General features: G+C 68.9%; 16 protein-coding genes. 6 read left to right on the top strand and 10 right to left on the bottom strand.

Going from position 1 to position 16,616, the window contains the following annotated elements; translation table 11 throughout:
• Positions 1-17: 17 nt before the first annotated feature.
• Genes J2Y49_RS15495 through kynU form a run of 3 tightly spaced genes read right to left on the bottom strand, consistent with a single transcriptional unit; the run spans position 18 to position 2,904 of the window.
• Positions 18-851 carry an alpha/beta hydrolase gene (locus J2Y49_RS15495; RefSeq protein ID WP_310115758.1) on the bottom strand — a complete coding sequence of 278 codons (834 nt, stop codon included), beginning with the start codon at positions 849-851 and terminating at the stop codon, positions 18-20.
• Entirely contained in the window at positions 848-1,714 is an 867-nt protein-coding gene (gene kynA / locus J2Y49_RS15490) for a tryptophan 2,3-dioxygenase (protein ID WP_310115757.1), read from the bottom strand. The genes J2Y49_RS15495 and kynA overlap by 4 nt, the downstream gene beginning before the upstream one ends.
• Positions 1,711-2,904, bottom strand: coding sequence for a kynureninase (gene kynU, locus J2Y49_RS15485; RefSeq protein ID WP_310115756.1), 1,194 nt, complete (start codon positions 2,902-2,904; stop codon positions 1,711-1,713). The genes kynA and kynU overlap by 4 nt, the downstream gene beginning before the upstream one ends.
• Positions 2,905-3,106: 202 nt before the next feature.
• Between kynU and J2Y49_RS15480 the strand changes: the two genes are divergently transcribed.
• Both J2Y49_RS15480 and J2Y49_RS15475 read left to right on the top strand, forming a co-directional pair.
• Positions 3,107-4,120: a helix-turn-helix domain-containing protein gene (locus tag J2Y49_RS15480; protein ID WP_310115755.1), complete on the top strand. Its 1,014-nt coding sequence runs from the start codon at positions 3,107-3,109 to the stop codon at positions 4,118-4,120.
• A gap of 117 nt (positions 4,121-4,237) precedes the next feature.
• Positions 4,238-4,816 (top strand): hypothetical protein, encoded by a 579-nt coding sequence (locus J2Y49_RS15475; protein ID WP_310115754.1) that lies wholly within the window; start codon positions 4,238-4,240, stop codon positions 4,814-4,816.
• A gap of 49 nt (positions 4,817-4,865) precedes the next feature.
• Here the strand turns inward: J2Y49_RS15475 and J2Y49_RS15470 are convergent, their stop codons facing one another.
• Positions 4,866-5,543: an SDR family NAD(P)-dependent oxidoreductase gene (locus J2Y49_RS15470; protein ID WP_310115753.1), complete on the bottom strand. Its 678-nt coding sequence runs from the start codon at positions 5,541-5,543 to the stop codon at positions 4,866-4,868.
• Between the two features lie 106 nt (positions 5,544-5,649).
• On the opposite strand from J2Y49_RS15470, the gene J2Y49_RS15465 reads away from it, so the two are divergent.
• A complete protein-coding gene (locus tag J2Y49_RS15465; protein WP_310115752.1) occupies positions 5,650-6,576 on the top strand; it encodes a LysR family transcriptional regulator in 927 nt (308 codons plus the stop codon).
• Positions 6,577-6,579: 3 nt separating this feature from the next.
• On the opposite strand, the gene J2Y49_RS15460 is transcribed toward J2Y49_RS15465, so the two are convergent.
• Both J2Y49_RS15460 and J2Y49_RS15455 read right to left on the bottom strand, forming a co-directional pair.
• Positions 6,580-7,803, bottom strand: a complete 1,224-nt coding sequence (locus tag J2Y49_RS15460; protein WP_310115751.1) for a PHB depolymerase family esterase — start codon at positions 7,801-7,803, stop codon at positions 6,580-6,582.
• 50 nt (positions 7,804-7,853) lie between these two features.
• Complete coding sequence (locus J2Y49_RS15455; protein ID WP_310115750.1) at positions 7,854-8,273, bottom strand: CopG family transcriptional regulator; 420 nt, start codon at positions 8,271-8,273, stop codon at positions 7,854-7,856.
• Positions 8,274-8,510: 237 nt separating this feature from the next.
• Between J2Y49_RS15455 and J2Y49_RS15450 the strand changes: the two genes are divergently transcribed.
• Entirely contained in the window at positions 8,511-8,819 is a 309-nt protein-coding gene (locus J2Y49_RS15450) for a putative quinol monooxygenase (RefSeq protein WP_310115749.1), read from the top strand.
• A 16-nt stretch (positions 8,820-8,835) separates the two neighbouring features.
• On the opposite strand, the gene J2Y49_RS15445 is transcribed toward J2Y49_RS15450, so the two are convergent.
• Together J2Y49_RS15445 and J2Y49_RS15440 are read right to left on the bottom strand one after the other, a co-directional pair.
• Positions 8,836-9,504 carry a pentapeptide repeat-containing protein gene (locus tag J2Y49_RS15445; RefSeq protein WP_310115748.1) on the bottom strand — a complete coding sequence of 223 codons (669 nt, stop codon included), beginning with the start codon at positions 9,502-9,504 and terminating at the stop codon, positions 8,836-8,838.
• Positions 9,505-9,593: 89 nt separating this feature from the next.
• Complete coding sequence (locus J2Y49_RS15440) at positions 9,594-11,492, bottom strand: methanol/ethanol family PQQ-dependent dehydrogenase (protein WP_310115747.1); 1,899 nt, start codon at positions 11,490-11,492, stop codon at positions 9,594-9,596.
• A gap of 498 nt (positions 11,493-11,990) precedes the next feature.
• On the opposite strand from J2Y49_RS15440, the gene J2Y49_RS15435 reads away from it, so the two are divergent.
• Both J2Y49_RS15435 and J2Y49_RS15430 read left to right on the top strand, forming a co-directional pair.
• Positions 11,991-13,307 (top strand): ATP-binding protein, encoded by a 1,317-nt coding sequence (locus tag J2Y49_RS15435; RefSeq protein ID WP_310115746.1) that lies wholly within the window; start codon positions 11,991-11,993, stop codon positions 13,305-13,307.
• The gene (locus J2Y49_RS15430) at positions 13,304-13,936 is read left to right on the top strand and encodes a response regulator transcription factor (protein ID WP_310115745.1); all 633 of its coding nucleotides are present in this window, start codon (positions 13,304-13,306) and stop codon (positions 13,934-13,936) included. The genes J2Y49_RS15435 and J2Y49_RS15430 overlap by 4 nt, the downstream gene beginning before the upstream one ends.
• 30 nt (positions 13,937-13,966) lie before the next feature.
• On the opposite strand, the gene J2Y49_RS15425 is transcribed toward J2Y49_RS15430, so the two are convergent.
• On the bottom strand, positions 13,967-14,665 hold the full coding sequence (locus J2Y49_RS15425) for a DUF4142 domain-containing protein (protein WP_310115744.1): 699 nt from the start codon (positions 14,663-14,665) through the stop codon (positions 13,967-13,969).
• Positions 14,666-14,689: 24 nt separating this feature from the next.
• Complete coding sequence (locus J2Y49_RS15420) at positions 14,690-16,615, bottom strand: VWA domain-containing protein (RefSeq protein ID WP_310115743.1); 1,926 nt, start codon at positions 16,613-16,615, stop codon at positions 14,690-14,692.
• Between the last annotated feature and the right edge of the window lies 1 nt (position 16,616).

Raw genomic sequence — 16,616 nt, 5'->3', positions numbered from 1 at the left:
ATCGGCCGATCACCGCTTCAAGGCCCAAGCAAAGCCGCCGACAGATCGGACTTCGGATCGGCCAGATCGTCGATGACATCGAAGTGATGGCGCCCGCCCGCCAGCCGCAGTTCGGTCGCCGCCCCCAGCCCACGCCAGATGTTGGCGAGCAGTTCCGTCTGCCGGATGAACTCCGGCCGTTCGGCGGCACCCGCCCAGCAGGTGATGCGGGTGCCCGGCCGCGGGCGCAGTAGGGCCGGGCTTTCCGCCGCAGCCTCCGCCTCGTCCAGTTTCAGCGTGGCGTTCATGCGGGTGTTCAGCAGCGGCCGCAAATCGTGCAGGCCGCTGATGGAGACGACATGCTCCACCCGCCCCTGCACCTCCACCGCCATTGGCGCGTCGGCACAGGCAAGACGGCTGACCAGATGGCCGCCGGCGGAATGGCCGGTCAGGCGCAACGGTCCCGGCTGGGTTTGCGCGATGACCTCCACCGCACGCGCGACCTGCCGGGTGATGCCGGCGATGCGGCTTTCGGGGCAGAGCGTATAGCTGGGCATCGCGACGGCCCAGCCGCGGGCGAGCGCGCCGGCCGCCAGATGCGACCAGCGCCCCTTGTCGAAGGCCATCCAATAGCCGCCATGGATGAACAGGACGGTTCCCCTGGCCGCGGCATCGGGGTGGAAAAGGTCGTAGCGGTCCCGTTCGCCCTCGCCATAAGGCAGGTCCAACTCCGCCCGGCCGGCTGCCGAAAGCTCTGCCCGGAAGGCCGCCGCCTGCTCCGCCCAGCGCGCCGGATAGGCGTCGCCGCCGGGGATATAGGCGCTGTTGCTGTAGGCGTCATCCCAATCGGTGATTGCCTGCAATCCGCTCACAGCACCGTCCTCACGCGCCAGAGTTCCGGGAACAGCTCCACCGCCAGCATGTTGCGCAGGTAGGACACGCCGCCGGTACCGCCGGTGCCGCGCTTGAAGCCGATCACCCGCTCCACCGTCGTCACATGGTTGAAGCGCCAGCGGCGGAAATAATCCTCGAAATCAACCAGTTTCTCGGCAAGCTCGTACAGCGGCCAATGCGCTTCGGGGGACTGGTAGATGACCCGCCACGCCTCCGTCACGCCGTCGTGGGGCTGGTGGGTCAGCGTCACGTCGCGTTCCAGCACTTCGGCCGGAACCGGGATACCGTTGCGGGCCAGCAGGCGCAGTGCCTCGTCGTACAGGCTGGGGCGGGACAGCTCCCGTTCCAGCATGGCGTGGATTTCCGGCCGGTGGGCATGGGGGCGCAGCATCGCCGGATTGCGGTTGCCCAGCAGGAACTCGATTTCCCGATATTGGTAGGACTGGAAGCCGGAGGATTGGCCCAGATCGTCGCGGAAGCGGGTGTATTCGCTGGGCGTCATCGTGCGCAGCACGTCCCAGGCGGAGTTCAGCTGTTCGAAGATGCGGGCGACGCGAGCCAGCATCTTGAAGGCAGGCGACAGCCGATCCTCGCGGATCGCCTCGCGCGCGGCGCGGATCTCGTAGACGGCCAGCCGCATCCACAGCTCCGACGTCTGGTGCTGGATGATGAACAGCATTTCGTCATGGGCGGTGGAACGCGGGATCTGCGCGCCCAGGATGCGGTCGAGCTGCAGATAGTCGCCGTAGGACATCCGCCCGTCGAAGGCCATCTGGGCGCCCTCGGCCGCCGGATCGTAAGGCTTGCCCGCGTCATGCCCGCTCATGTCACGCCCGCTCATGTCACCGTCGCCTTCCTGTGATAGTCGGGCCGGTCCCAAAGTCCGCCGTCCAACACCTGTTTCAGCACGGCGACGGCGCTGCGCACCTCCGCCTCGCCGATATAGAGTGGGGTGAAGCCGAAGCGCAGGATGTCCGGCGCGCGGAAATCGCCGATCACGCCACGGTCGATCAGCGCCTGCATGACGGCGTAGCCGTGGGGATGGCGGAAGGACACCTGGCTGCCGCGCCGCGTGCCGTCGCGCGGCGATGCGAGTTCCAGTTCCGGGCACTGCGACTCCACCAGTTCGATGAACAAGTCGCAGAGCGCGATGGAGGTGCGGCGGACATCGGCCATATCGACCCCGTCCCACACGTCCAGCGCGGCGTCGAGTGCGGCCAGCGCGATCACCGGCGGGGTGCCGACACGCATCCGCTCCACCCCCTCGCCGGGGCGATAGGATGGGTCGAAGGCGAAGGGCGCCTCATGCCCCATCCAGCCGGACAGCGCGGGCCGCGCCGTCTGCGCATGGCGCGGCGCGACATAGATGAAGGCCGGCGCCCCCGGCCCGCCATTCAGGTATTTGTAGGTGCAGCCGACCGCGAAATCAGCCCCCGAACCGGCCAGATCGACCGGCAGCGCACCGGCGGAATGGGCGAGGTCCCACACCGTCACCACACCCGCCGCATGGGCCTTGGCGGTCAGCGCCGCCATGTCGTGCAGGCGGCCGGTCCGGTAATCGACCTCGGTCAGCATCAGTGCGGCGACATCCTCGCCGAGCGAGCCCTCCACCTCCTCCGGCGCCACTACCTTCAGGACATGGCCGCGGCCCAGCGTTTCGATCAGCCCCTCCGCCATGTAGAGGTCGGTCGGGAAGTTGCCGCTGTCGGACAGGATGACGCGGCGGTCCGGCCGCATCGCCAGGGCCGCGGCCAGGGCCTGATAGACCTTGATCGACAGGGTGTCGCCCACCACCACGCTCCCGGCCGGCGCGCCGATCAACCGGGCGATCCGGTCGCCGACGACGCGCGGCTGCACCATCCAGCCGGCGCTGTTCCAGCCGCGGATCAGCTGCCCGCCCCATTCCACGGCCAGGGTGCGGGCCACCCGCTCCTCCGCGGCGACCGGCAGCGGTCCCAGCGAGTTGCCGTCCAGATAGATGACGCCGTCGGGAATGCGGAAGCGGACGCGGGTCGCTTGGAAATCGGTCATAGCTCTGCCTGCCACTGTCTGTCCGGCAAGCACCGCCGGCCGAAATTTGTTAGTTGGCCCAGCCACCTATGGTCCTGGATATCGCCGTCGCCCCGAGACTGTCCAGCGGAAAATGGGCGGCGGCGGGCCTCCACCATCCTATTGACCTGCGCGTGCCTATCTGAAAGAAAGTCGTATACTAAGCAATTTGCGGGTTTCCTTCGTGGCCACGCAGACCGTTCCGTTCCGGCGCTTTTCCACCGACTTCCTTCCGGAACGTGAGCGTTTCGGCGCATGGCGGGATGCCATGACGTCGGTCTACGAGATCGCCCCGCTGGAAGAGGATGCCAGCCGGCGGTTCAGCGGCACGGCCACCAGCGCCCATCTGGGGCCGCTGATCGTCGGCACCATGGATGTCGACGCGTTGGCCTACCACCGGTCGCCGACGAAGATCCGGTCGGACCACATGGACCATTTCATCATCCGCCTGGATCGCACGGGTGCGGCCGGAAACGCATCGGATGAAATCCTGGTCAAGGACATGGGCCAGCCGCTGGCATTGCCGCCGATGCGGCTGGACGGCGCCTGCATCATCGTTCCCCGCGATGTCATGACCGGCATGCTGCCGCGGGCAGACGCACTGCACGGGACGCGCCTCGGCGGCATCATGGGGCGGCTGCTGGCCGACCATATGCGGTCGCTGGCCCAGGCGGTGCCGGCCGCGACGGTGGAGGAGGCGCCGCAGATCGTGCGCGTCATCCGCGACATGGTCACCGCCTGTCTGGCGCCCAGCCACGACGCGCTGGTGCAGGCACGGCCGCAGGTCGCCGCGACGCTGATCATGCAGGCGCGGCGCTACATCGACGCCAACCTGACGAACCCGGACCTCTCGCCGGACCGGCTGTGCATGGCGCTCGGCCTGTCGCGCTCGGCGCTTTATACGCTGTTCGAGCCCCACCACGGCGTCAACCGCTACATCCAGGAGCGCCGTCTGCTGCGCGTGCGGGAGCATCTGTGCGATCCCGGCGAGCGGCGGCGCATCGGGGAAATCGCCTTCGCCCACGGTTTTACCAGCGAGGCGCATTTCAGCCGGGCCTTCCGCCGCGCCTTCGGCTGCTCCCCGTCGGAAATGCGTGCCGGGGCAACGGCTGGGCCGGTGAGGGACGCCGTTCGGCAGGGGGCGGCGGGCGGCATCGGCGGCGAGTTTCCGGACTGGCTGCGCCGGCTGCGCGCCTGATTCGGGGTCTTCTCGGGGACGCATGGTCAAGGAAATTTGGACGCCCGGTCATGGCCCGCCCGCCATTGCCACGCTAGCGTACTGCTCCAACCGACCAGCCGATCCGAGGTGAGACCCGTGGCTTACGACTTCAAGAGGCTTCTGGACGCCAGGCTCAGCCTGAACGAGCGCCCCATGGTGATGATGTGGGCGGCGGTCAGCGGCGGCGCGGCCGAAGCGGTGTTCCTGACCTGCCTGGAGCAGTACAAGCAGTCGCCGTCGAAGGCGAAGGTGAAGGTCATCCATGAATGGCTGATCGACCAGGACTCGTCGAAGGGCGACGGCCACTGGGGGCCGATGAACCTGGAATCGGACGGCATCAGCAACACGACCAAGGCATCAGCCGCCAACATAGCCACCGCATCCAACTATTACATCGGCCGCAAGAGCTGGTGGGGGAAGAGAAGTGCCACCCTCAACGCGGCGCTGGGCAACACCCCCGCTCCCAACATGTTCGACACCCTGGCGGAACCGGTGGCAACAGCGCTCGGCACCGTACAGCCATGGTTCAGCGGCTGGTCGCTCTCCCAGGTGGACAGGAAAGACAGCATCGTCATCAACCGGCTGAAGGGCATGGAGTACATGAACAACGCCTTCATGTCCGCCGGCTTCAACACCGCCGCGATGGGCATCCGGCTGCCTTTCAAGTTCCGGTGATGGGCAAGTTCCGGTGACGGGACGCACGCGCTGCCCGTCACCATAACGATCACGCGTAGGTCAGTTCGAACGGACGTTCGGCATCCGCAGGGGCGGCGTGGCGGTCCCAATAGGCACGCGCGACATTGTTTGCAGCGAAACGGCCTTCCTCGGCCAGATAGCCGCAGATCGTGACGATGGCGACATCGATTTTCTTCGGCGCCAAATCCTGGGCGAGCGTTGCCGTGAGGTTGCGCAGCGCCGCCTTGCCGGCACTGAGCGCGGCCATCTCCGGGTTGGGATAGAGGGCGAACCCGCCGCCGGTGAACAGCACGCTGCCGCCGCCATTGGCCTCCAGGGCCGGCGCAGCCGCCTGTGCCGCGGCCAACGGAGCGGCGACATCGACGACCAGCTCGGCAGCAAGGGTCTTCGGATCCAGAGCCAGGGGCCGCGCCGGCTGGATGGCGGCGGCGTTGTAGATCAGCGCCTTCAGCGGGGACATGACCGCCACCGCCCGCTCGATGGTGCCGCGCAGTCCGTCGAGATCCGCGGCGTCGGCCGTCAGGGCGTGCGCGGTGATGCCCAGTTCCTGCAAGTCGCGGACGAGGGGGACGAGCCGGTCGGCCGAACGAGCGATCAGCGCCACTTCCCCGAGTTCACGTCCGAACTGCCGGGCGAGCGCGAAGCCGAGGCCCGGACCGGCGCCGATGACGATAGCGGAATGCTTGGTGCTGTGAGCCGTGCTCATGGATGGGGTCCTCCTGCAAGGTCGGCGTCGTGCCGAACACGGTGGACAGTGCGGCCGGGCACAGCTATCTGTCCAAGCGGTAGTTGGTATGTCGAGTATCCATGCCATGAATATAAGGTCGATTGACCTGAACCTCGTGATCGCGCTGGCGGCCCTGCTGGAGGAGCGCAGCGTTTCGCGTGCGGCGCTTCGCATCGGACGCAGCCAGCCGGCGACGAGCAGCGCGCTGGCGCGGCTCCGCGAGATTTTCGGCGATCCGCTGCTGGTGCGGGAGGGGCGGGGATACCGCCTCAGCCCGCGGGCGGAGGAAATCCGGGTGCATGCCGCGCAGGCGCTGGCGGCGCTGGCCGCGACCTTTCAGGATTCCATCGCCTTCGACCCGGCGGGTGCGGAAATGGAGATCCGCATGGCCGCCAGCGACTATCTGGCGGCGGTCCTGTTGCCGCCGCTGATGGCGACGCTGTCCCGCTCGGCGCCGGGCATCGATCTGCGGGTGATCGCCGCGGACCGGAGATCCGCCATCTCGCTGCTCAAGGACGGCGCGGTGGACCTGTCGCTGGCCGTCGCGGGAGAGGGCGCGCCGGATGTGCTGAACCGCCCCCTCTTCGACGAGGGGTTCGTCATGGTGACCCGCCCCGGCCACCCCTATCACGACGGACCGCCGATGGCGGAGCGGTTCGCCGGCTTTCCCGCGCTGCTGGTTTCACAGACGGGCGACGGTGCTGGCGTCGTCGACGACTGCCTGTCGGGGATGGGGCTGAAGCGGCGGGTCGCACTCACCGTCGCGCATTTCCTGCTGGCGCCGCAACTCGTCGCCGACAGCGACCTCGTGCTGGTCATCGGCCGCCGGGTTGCGGAGGCCGCGAAAGCGCAGCTCGGCCTGACGGTCACCGCCCTGCCCTTTCCGATGCCGGGCTTCACGGCACGGATGTACTGGCATGGCTCGACCGCCAGCTACCCGCCGCTGGTCTGGCTCCGGCAGATCGTCGCAGGACTGGACGTCGGATTGCCGGAGCCGCCGGCTTCGTCCTGATCGTCAGCCCGGCGTCGCCGACAGCGGATGCTCCAGGAAGAAGCGCATCATCTCCGCCGTGGCGTCCGGTCCCTGCGGGTCGGTGTAGGATCCGGCAGGGCTTCCGCCCGCCCAGGCATGTCCGGCGCCATGGATGGTCCAGTGCTCGCACAATGTCCGACCGGACGGATCGGTGTGGAGGGTCCGGCTGTGGGTACGCCGGCCGGGAGCTTCGCCGCTCTGCGTTTCGGTGCGCAGGCCGGTGACGGCGGCGGTCGCCTGAGCCGCGACCTGATCGCCGTTCTGCGGGTTCACCACCGTGTCCCGGTCGCCATGGAAGATGATGGTGGGCACCTTGCGGCCCGTCCGCCCGGCAGTCGGAGCCGCCCGGCCGCCCTGGCGCATGGCGGCAAGAGCCGAAGGGAGATCGCCGGCGGCACCGGCGGGCAGTCCGGAATGCACGCCGACCGCGGCATAGAGATCGGGATAGGCCGCCGCCATGATTGCCGCCGCCGCACCACCGGCGGACAGCCCGGCGATGTAGACGCGGTTCGGGTCGATGGGATGCTCGCCCATGATTCGGCGGGTGATACCGGCCAGCAGGTCGGGCTCCCCGCGGTCGCGGCGCTGGTCCTCCGGCTTGAACCAGTTCCAGCAACGCTGCGGGTTGGCCGAGGCCGGCTGTTCCGGATAGGCGATGAACACGCCATGCTGTTCGGCGAAGGCGTTCATCCGGGTTCCCGCGGCGAAATCGTCGGGTGACTGGGTGCAGCCATGCAGCATCACCACCAGCGGACGCGGCCCGTCGCCGCGATTGGCCGGCACATAGAGCTTGTAGGCGCGGGTCCCCGATGTTCCGCTGTAGGAAGCCGTCACGAAGGACGCGCCATCGGGCAGCGGGTCGGCGGGCGGGCGCGGTGCACCCGTCCCCGCACCGTGCAGCCCGGTCGGCCGCAGGCGGGCGGCAAGGCCGCGCAGGGTCTCGCCCAGGCCGGTCCTCGTCGCATGGCCGGACCGGTGCCCCGGCGCCTTTTCGGTTTTGGCGGCGGGATCGAGCCGCGTGAACTCGCCTTCCAGAATGGTCGGGTCGGGAGCAGCCGGGTTTGGCGCTGCCGTGGGGCCGGGTTCGCCCTCCCCCCGCAGCAGGCGCTGGACGAGGCCGGTCGCTTCGGCAAGCTGGCCGGCACGGGTCAGTCGGGCGACCTCGTCCATGCCGGGCAGGAAGCCGGTGGGGCGTGAGTTGGGCATAAGGGGTTCTTTCTAGGTTCGGGCTAGGTTCGGCAATGATGCCGGACGCGTCAGCGGATGCGGTCGGCGAGCGCCGCCTTGACGGCGGCCGGCGCATGCAGCGCACCCAGCACCGTCAGCGAGGCGATGGTGGCGCGGGCGAGGTCGGCGGAAACGTCCTGGGCGATGGTGGCGAGCCCGAGAACGCGGATGTCCAGCATCCGCCCTTCGGCCTGCGCGGCTTCCAGGTCGGCACGGCTGAAATGGCGCAGGCCCAGGTCGACGCTCTTGCGCGTCACCGACTGGCGGACGACCTCGGCGTGCCGGTCGACCTGATTGCGGATGGCCGTGCGGATGAAGTCGGTACGGTTCGAATAGAATCCTTCATCGACCAGCAGGTCGATATGGCCCAGGTCGACATAGCCGAGATTGATCGTGATCTTCTCGCTGTCGCCTGCCTTAGGCCGCAGGTCACGTGCCGTGTCGCTCATAGCCGACCATCCTTCCACCATCCAACTGGATGGTATGTGGATGTCGTTCCCTTCCTGTTCAAGGCCGGCGACCGCGTTTTCCCAAACCTGTACGAACGATCGGATTTCTTTCCGGCTGGGATCGGAACAATGAATTTTCGGTTCCGCGGCGGGATGCGCTTTAATCCCGGCCGGAACACAGACATGGCCGGCGACCGCACCGGTCCCGGCCAACTCCGCCCAGAAGGAATTTTCAGAATGACCGTTCCGCCCAGCGATCAGGTGCAGCTCGTCGCCTATCTCATCGCCAAGCCTGGACAGGAGCAGGCGCTGGCCGATGCCATCACCGCCATCGTCCCGACCGTCCTGAAGGAGCCGGGCTGCCTCGCCTATTCCGCCCATGTCAGCCGCGAGCGGCCCGGCACCATCGTGATGTACGAGGTATGGCAGGATCAGGCGGCACTCGACGCCCATGCGGCGGGCGCCGCCTTCACTGGCCTCGCAGCACGGTTCGACACGCTGTTGGGCGAGCCGCTGCGGATCGACCTGTTGCGCCGCATCGGCTGACCGGGGCTGGCGCCCCTCACCAGTCGGACGGGCAAGATTTGCAGCCGGTCATCAGCGCGTCCTGGAAGATCGCGAAGCGGATCTTCGCCCCGTCCAGATTGGCGCCCGACAGGTTGGACAGGGACAGCTTCGCCTCTTGCAGATTGGCGCCTTCGAGGCTCGCGCCGGCGAGATTGATCTTGTCGGCGCGGATCGCCTCCAGGTTCGCCGCCGTCAAGTCGCTGCCGGTGAAATCGGCGCCGGTGGCCCGGGCGAATTCCAGATTGGCGCCGCGCAGACGCGCGCCGGACAGCCGCGCCCCCTGAAGAAAGGCGGTGCGCAGGTCGGCGCCGTCGAGGATGGCGCCCGACAGGTTGGCACCGCGCAGGTCGGCGTTGCGCAGGTCGGCCCGCATCAAGTTGGCTCCGTGCAGATCGGCCCCCGCCAGCGCCAGCCCGCGCAGGTTGCGGTGCCGCAGGTCGAGATTGGGGCAGGTCACGCGCGGAGCGAGCGTGCAGCCGTTCACGCTGGTAGCCCGTTCCTCCTCGCCACCGCCGACCGGGCGGGCGGACGGTTCTTCTGCCACCTTCTCCGGCGCGGCGCTTTCCACCTCCGCGGAGATGGCCGAGACGGCGGGCGCCAGCATGCAAAGGACAAGGCCGCATCCTGCCAATCCGGGGAACAGGGCCTTCTTGCGCGACGTCATGTTGTTGCCTCCGGTGGGAAAAGGCCGGGGCGGCGTCCGCCCCGGCTCTGCTGGGATCATCCGGCCTGGGATCACCCGGTTGGGCCGGCTCACTTGGCGGCGGAGACCTTCACGTCGGCGAGCTTGAACACCCAGAAGGACCCGCCCTGGGTCACGCGGGTGGTCAGGTCGGCCAGATCGCCGCCCCACAGCGGCACCGCGCCGCCATAGCCAGTGGTGATGCCGACATACTGCACCCCGTCCTGCTCCCAGGTGACGGGGGACGAAATGATGCCGGAGCCGGTCTGGAAGCGCCAAAGCTCCTCGCCCGTCTTGGCGTTGAAGGCCTTGACGTAGCCGTCGCCGGTGCCGGTGAAGACCAGATTGCCGGCGGTCGCCAGCGTGCCGGACCACAGCGGAAGCTCTTCCTTGTGTTCCCACACGATCTTTCCGGTGGTCGGATCGAGCGCCCGCAGGATGCCGACATGGTCGTCGAACATCTTGTGGATGCGGAACCCCATGCCGAGATAGGCCGAGCCGGGGTTGTAGCCGACATGCTCGGTCCAGTAATCCTCCTTCCAATGGTTGGCGGCGATGTAGAACAGCTTGGTGTCCTCGCTGTAGGACATCGGGTTCCAGTTCTTGCCGCCGAGGAAGGGCGGCGACACCTCGACCGGCTTGCCGCGCTTCTCGCCTTCGGCCGGCAGGGGCGGACGCTGGCCCTCGACCTCGATCGGGCGGCCGGTCTTCAGGTCGATGCCCTTGGCCCAGGTGATGCCGTCGACGAAGGGATAGGCGGCCAGCACGCTGTTCGGCTTGTTGGGCTCGCCGCCGGCCGTCGCCAGCTTCACGCGGTCGGTGACGTAGAAGAATCCGTTGCGGTCGGCATGGGCGGTCGCCTTCACCGTCTTGCCGGAGGCGTCGGTGTAGTCGAACAGCACAAGCTCGTTGTTGCCGGAGAAGTCCCAGGTGTCGTTGGGCGTGTGCTGATAGAAGCCCTTCAGTTCGCCGGTGGCCGGGTCGACATAGGCCTGGCCGGAGGTGTAGAGGCTGTCGCCAGGCCAGCGCGCCCAGCCGTTCCACGGCGCCGGGTTGCCGGTGCCGATGACGATGGTGTTGGTCTCCACGTCGAAAGTGGCGCTCTGCCAGGGCGCGCCGCCGCCATGGTTCCACGCCTCGACCAGCTTGCCCTCCTTGTCGCGCGGCCAGGACGGCGCCTTGTCGCTGCCGGTGGGGGTGCTGTCCTTGCCGTTCAGCCGGCCCATGTGCCCCTCGACCAGCGGGCGCATCCACACCTCGTCGCCGGTGTCGGGATCGCGGGCGAACAGCCGGCCGACCACACCGAACTCGTCGCCCGACGACCCGTGGATCAGCAGCACCTTGCCGCTCTTCTGGTCCTTCACGATGGTCGGCGCGCCGGTCATCGTGTAGCCGACCTTGTGATCGGCGAACTTCTTCTTCCAGACGACCTTGCCGGTGTCCTTGTTCAGCGCGACGACGGAGGCGTCGAGCGTGCCGAAGAACACCTTGTCCCCATAGATCGCCGCGCCGCGGTTGACGACGTCGCAGCAGGGCCGGATGTCGTCGGGCAGGCGGTGGGCGTAGGTCCACAGCCGCTTGCCGGTCTTGGCATCCAGCGCGAACATGCGCGAATAGGAGGCGGTGACGTAGATCACCCCCTCATGCACCAGGGCCTGGGTTTCCTGCCCGCGCTGCTTCTCGTCGCCGAAGGAAAAGGACCACGCCGGGACGAGGCGCGACACACTCTCGGCGTTGATCTGCTTCAGTGGGCTGAAACGCTTGCCCTCCACCCCCATGCCGTACATCAGTACGTCGCCGGGATTCTTCGCGTCGCTGGCGATGGCATCCCAGCTGACCTCGCCGGCCAGCGCGGGAACGGACGCCGTGAGCAGCAGCCCGGCGACCGCCGCCGCGAGGCCGAGACGACGCCGCAGCCGGGACCGGCGATGGGCGTCGGACGCAGTGGTGGTGTTGGACGAAAGTGTCATGCGTTTCCCCCGTTGATTGGCCGTAAGACGGCGATGGTCGGCTATGGAGTGCTCAAGGCGCCCTGCAGGAGCGTGCCGGCAGCGGCGCCGGGAAACCGTCACGCCGGCCGCGCTCCCCGTCCGGCAACGGCGGGAGGCTGTGCCGCCCGGATGCGGAGGCGGCCGTGCGTGACGGTGTCATGCCCGAAGGCGGCGCTTTGCCGGCAAGACGCTGTCGAAGGCTGTTCTGTGCATCCCGCCCGGCGCACAGGGCCATGTCCTGCCTGTCCCCATAGTCTTCCCGGCAGACGCGCCTTTCCATTCGACATTCCGGGGAAGATTTTCTTGAAGTCCACGCATGACGACTTCCCGACCCACACGGGAATTTTTCCCGTATGGCCATCGGCCGCGCGGAACATCCTGGCGCTGCTCGGCCCCTATTGTCCGAAGGGCGGATGGCAGGGGAACCGATGGATGAACTAACATTCCGTCAATGGTCTTATTGCGGAGCGGGCGGCGGTGTCCCTGAAGATGCGCATCCTGGCCCTGATCGGGCTTTTCCTGCTGCTGATGACAGTGGCCGGCGGAGCGGTGATGGTCGCGAACGCCCGCGACGCGGTGCGGGCGGAGATGGCGTCGGCGCTCGAACTCGGCCGCGCGCTCGGTCTTGCAGTGACGGAGCGGGGAACGCTGGCAGGCGGCCCCGGCATGCTGAACGGGCTGGGGCTGCGCCATCTGCGCTTCGTCGAGGGCGACGATGTTGCCGGACCGGGGGTGGAGAGCGGACGGGCGCCGGACTGGTTCACCGCGCTGATCGCCGTGGAACCGCAGGAGTTGCGGTTGGGCACCCTGCGCGTGGTGGCCGAGCCTGGGGACGAGATCGCCGAGGTCTGGGAGGACATGAGCGATCTCGCCGCCGCGGTGCTGGCGGTCGGCGTCCTGCTCCTGGCGGCGGCCTTCCTGGCGGTGGGGCGGGCCCTGGCGCCGCTGGCGCGGCTGGAGGCCGGGGTGAAGCGGCTGCGCCACGGCGACTATCGCTTCGCCTTCGACAGCGGGGGCGTTCCCGAACTCCGCCGGCTGGGAACCGGCATCGCCGCGCTGGCCGACGGTCTGGCCGCGGCCGACCGGGAGAACCGCCGCGTCGGCCAGCGGATCGTCGCGGCACAGGATTCCGAAAGGCGGGAGATCGCCCGCGACATCCATGACGAACTCGGCGCCGCGCTGTTCGCGATCAAGGTCGATGCCGGACGGCTCCTCCGGCTGGCCGAAGGGAGGGCCGATGGGGAAGAGGCGGCGGAGCGCGCGCGCAAGATCCTCGGCACCGCGGCGGAGGTCCACCAGCTGAGCCGCCGCATCCTGGTCCGCCTGCGCCCCGCCCTGCTCGACCAGCTGCCGTTGAGCGAAGCGCTGGTCGAACTGGTCGGCGACTGGATGCGGCGGAAGCCGGATGTCGCCTGGACGCTCTCCTTCGATCCACCCGGCGCCGTGGCGGATCTCGACGGCTGCGAAGAGGTGCTGCGCGTGACCCTCTACCGGCTGGTGCAGGAATCGCTGGTCAACGCCCTGCGCCATGCGGTGCCGTCGGCGGTCGCGGTTTCCTTGCGGATCAACGCCGACAGCGTGGAGGTCGCGGTCACCGACGACGGTCCCGGCCTGCCTGCGGGCGACGATCCGAACAGGGCAGGCTTCGGGATTTCCGGCATGACGGAGAGGGTCCAGGCTCTGGGCGGATATCTGTCCATCGGGCCCGCCGAAGGCGGCGGCACCAGGGTATCGGCCCGGCTGCCCCGGCCCTCACACTGTTCGGCAACGGTTCGCCTGGAGCGCATGGCATGACCCGCACCATCCTTCTGGTCGACGACCATCCCATCGTGCGCGCCGGCTGCCAACGGCTGCTGGCCGAAGCGGCGCTGGGGCGCGTGGTGGAGGCGGAGGACGTCGACAGCGCGCTCTCCCTGTGGCGGACGGAACGGCCGGACGTCGTCATCCTCGACCTGAACATTCCGGGGGAAGGCGGCGGAATGGCGGTGCTGCGCAGCATGCAGGCGGAAAACCCGACGGTGCCGGTGCTGATCTTCAGCATGCACGAGGACCCGGCCATCGCCGCCCGCGCGCTGAAGGCGGGCGCCAGGGGCTACGTCACCAAGAACGACGCGCCCGACAGCCTTGCCTCGGCCATCGGCACCGTGCTGGCCGGGCGCATCCATCTCGACAACGCGCTCGCGCGAGAACTGGCGCTGATGACCCTGACGGCACCGGCCGACCCGCTGGCGCCGCTGACCCAACGCGAGCGGGAGATCCTGGCGCTGGTCGGCCGCGGGATGACCACCGCGGCCATCGGCGAAACGCTGGGCATCAGCCAGAAGACGGTGGCCAACGCCTGCACCCAGATCAAGGACAAGCTGGGCGCCGACAGCACCCGCGCCCTGATCCGCATTGCCATCGCCAATGGGCTTGCCGGCTGAACCCGCCGGACGGAGGCTCCGCCCCCCGTTTCAGCGCGCCTTGGCCGGGTCGCCGTACTGGATGGCCTGCCCCTCGGCCGGGGTGCTGATCCCGAACCGCTCGGCCATCTGCCGCAGGGCGTCGCGGTTCTTCTGGATCGACACCAGGTTGGTGATGGCGAAGGTGGCAAGCTCCCGGTCGGGCGTGTGCGACGCTTCGGTCTGGTACAGGTCGACGAGGCGGTCGTGGATGCGCAGCTGCGCCTCCAGATAGCCTTTGGCGAAGCCCTCGCCGCTTGCCGCCGACAGCGATTTCGCCGCCTCCTGCGCCATCCCTTCTTGCGTGTTCGCCGGGTTGGTCACCGCCCCTGCCGCCCCGAACTGGTCGGCGCGCTGCGGCTTGACCTGATCGGCCGGCGGCAGGGTGCGGGCGGAGGACAGGCGCTTCAGCCCGTCATCGAGCTTCACGTGGGTTTCCGCGATCTCCCTGGCCATCGCCTTGAACGCGTCGTCCGGTCCCTTCTCGGCGGCGAGCCGCCCGAGTTCCGCCTGCTCCCGGCTCGCCGCCGCGGCTTGCCTGAGGAACAGCGCATCTTCGAGCGGCAGCGATTGCCCCGGCTGCGGCGGCAGGCGCGGCGTCGGGTCCGGCCGGAGGTTGGCCTGTGCCCAGGACGAGCCGGGCACCAGGATGGTTCCCAGGGCGGTTCCCAGGACGGTTCCGAGAATGGCGGCGCGGAGGATCCTAAGCATGATGGCTCCTGTTCCCGTGAATTCTCAGCAGGTCAATTGGCGATAGATGGCCGGCAACGCCGCCGGCAGGCGCGCGACATGGGGAAAGATGGCGTAGGCGCCGGTGCCGAAGATGTAGGGGAGATAGTCGCGCCCTTGCTCGTCCACGGTGATGCCGAACAGCCGCAAGCCGGCGCGGCGCGCCTCCTGCACCGCCACGCGGGTGTCCTCGATGGCATGACGCCCCTCGTAATGGTCGGTGTCGTTGGGCTTGCCGTCGGTCAGCACCAGCAGCAGCCGATGGGTATGCGGGCGGTCCTTCAGGCGGAAAGTGGCGTGGCGCAGGGCAGCCCCCATCCGGGTGTAGCTGCCGGGCTTGAGCGCCTGTATGCGGCGCACGACGCGGGCGTCCAGCCGCTCCTCGAAATCCTTCACCGTGCGCACGTCGACGCGCTGCCGGCGATGCGAGGTGAAGGTGAGGATGGCGTGCTCGTCGCCGCAGGCGGCCAGCCCGTGCGTCAACGCCAGCAGCGCCTCCTTCTCGACGTCGAGCACGCGCCGCTCCTCGACATAGCTGTCGGTGGACAGGGAGACGTCGACCAGCACGCAGACCGACAGGTCGCGGGCGACGGTGCGCACCGCGCTGTAGACCCGCTCCGAGCCGTAACCGCCCGCCTGCCGGTCGGCGACGGAGCGCACCAGCGCCGAAAGGTCGAGGTCGTCGCCGTCGGGCTGGCCGGTCATCAGCTGGCGGCGCGGCCGCATGGCCTCGAACTGGCGGCGCACCAGACGGATGCGGCGGATCGCGTAGTCGTCGGGACGCCACTCCTCGCCTTCCAGCGCGGCGGGTTCGGCGATCACGCGGCAATGATCGGGAAGATAGCGCCGCCGCTTCCAGTCCCACTCGGGATAGGTGATCTCGGCGCGAAGCGGTGCCGCGTCGACCTCCTCGGCGGCAAGATCGAGATCCAGCTTCAGCTTGGCCGAAGCCTTGCGCTCGTGCTGGCCCACCGTGATCTCGTCCATGTCCTCGGCGGCCTTGCGCGCGTTCTCCTCGTCGTCGTCCTCGACCTTGCGGTTGAGGTTCACCATCTCCGCCAGCCCGAGGATCTTCTCGAAGCGGTTCAGCATCAGCGGGTCGTCGCGCCGGGTCTGGTCGGTGTCGCGGCGCTTGGCCTTGCGGCGCTTGCCGTCCCCTTCCGCACCGCCGCCGCCTTCCTCGTCCCCGTCCGCCGCCAAGCCCGCTCCAACGGCGTCGGACACCTCGCCCCACAGCGGCACGGGCAGGAACGGCCGATAGCCGGGATCCGCCCGGAACGCGTCGAGCGGCATGGCCCCATCGATCACGACGGCGAGCATGGCGGCAAACCTGGCGTCGGCAGGCTTCCCTTCCGCGCCGAGAAGGGCGAGGACCACGCTTTCCACCGCGGCCTCCTGCGCGGGCAGGCGCCGCCGCGGCCTTGCGGCACGCATCGCCCGGCAAAGCCGCTCATGCAGGACCCGCAGTCCGGGCCATGCCGCAAGCGCACGGTCGGTCGCCCCTCTGGCCGCGCGCAGGCGGGCCAGATCGGCCTGCAGCAGGTCGACGGGAAGCATCGGCGGCGGCTCGGCATGGGCGAAGAAGGCGGCCAGCCACTCGTAGAGTCCTGCGTTGTCCTCGCGCACCGGAAAGACGTCAAGGCGGTCGGGCAACTGGAGGGTCGCGCCATCGTAGCGGGCGCGGTCGAGCTTTTCGGTTCCCAGGCCAAGCCGCTGCTTCAGCCCCAGCCGGTGGCCGGAGGACTCCGCGGCGGTCGCCGCGATGCGGACGGCGCCCGGCCCGCCCAGCGCCCGGAACAGCACGCCCAGCCGCATCCGCATATCGTCCAGGCCGACCGCAGCCTCCGGGTGGCGCGGGTACGAGACGGCATTGCCGACAAGGCGGTGCCACAGCGCGCCGACGAACTCCTCCGGTTCCCAGATGGATGCCATG

Source organism: Azospirillum sp. BE72 (assembly GCF_031455875.1).
Classification (GTDB): Bacteria; Pseudomonadota; Alphaproteobacteria; order Azospirillales; family Azospirillaceae; genus Azospirillum.
This window is presented reverse-complemented; position numbering and strand designations above follow the sequence as displayed.

Coding starts and splice junctions, on each gene's coding strand:
- kynA (WP_310115757.1), bottom strand. CDS start 1,714: ATGAGCGGGCGTGACATGAGCGGGCATGACGCGGGCAAGCCTTACGAT.
- kynU (WP_310115756.1), bottom strand. CDS start 2,904: ATGACCGATTTCCAAGCGACCCGCGTCCGCTTCCGCATTCCCGACGGC.
- J2Y49_RS15470 (WP_310115753.1), bottom strand. CDS start 5,543: ATGAGCACGGCTCACAGCACCAAGCATTCCGCTATCGTCATCGGCGCC.
- J2Y49_RS15465 (WP_310115752.1), top strand. CDS start 5,650: ATGAATATAAGGTCGATTGACCTGAACCTCGTGATCGCGCTGGCGGCC.
- J2Y49_RS15460 (WP_310115751.1), bottom strand. CDS start 7,803: ATGCCCAACTCACGCCCCACCGGCTTCCTGCCCGGCATGGACGAGGTC.
- J2Y49_RS15455 (WP_310115750.1), bottom strand. CDS start 8,273: ATGAGCGACACGGCACGTGACCTGCGGCCTAAGGCAGGCGACAGCGAG.
- J2Y49_RS15450 (WP_310115749.1), top strand. CDS start 8,511: ATGACCGTTCCGCCCAGCGATCAGGTGCAGCTCGTCGCCTATCTCATC.
- J2Y49_RS15445 (WP_310115748.1), bottom strand. CDS start 9,504: ATGACGTCGCGCAAGAAGGCCCTGTTCCCCGGATTGGCAGGATGCGGC.
- J2Y49_RS15440 (WP_310115747.1), bottom strand. CDS start 11,492: ATGACACTTTCGTCCAACACCACCACTGCGTCCGACGCCCATCGCCGG.
- J2Y49_RS15430 (WP_310115745.1), top strand. CDS start 13,304: ATGACCCGCACCATCCTTCTGGTCGACGACCATCCCATCGTGCGCGCC.
- J2Y49_RS15425 (WP_310115744.1), bottom strand. CDS start 14,665: ATGCTTAGGATCCTCCGCGCCGCCATTCTCGGAACCGTCCTGGGAACC.
- J2Y49_RS15420 (WP_310115743.1), bottom strand. CDS start 16,615: ATGGCATCCATCTGGGAACCGGAGGAGTTCGTCGGCGCGCTGTGGCAC.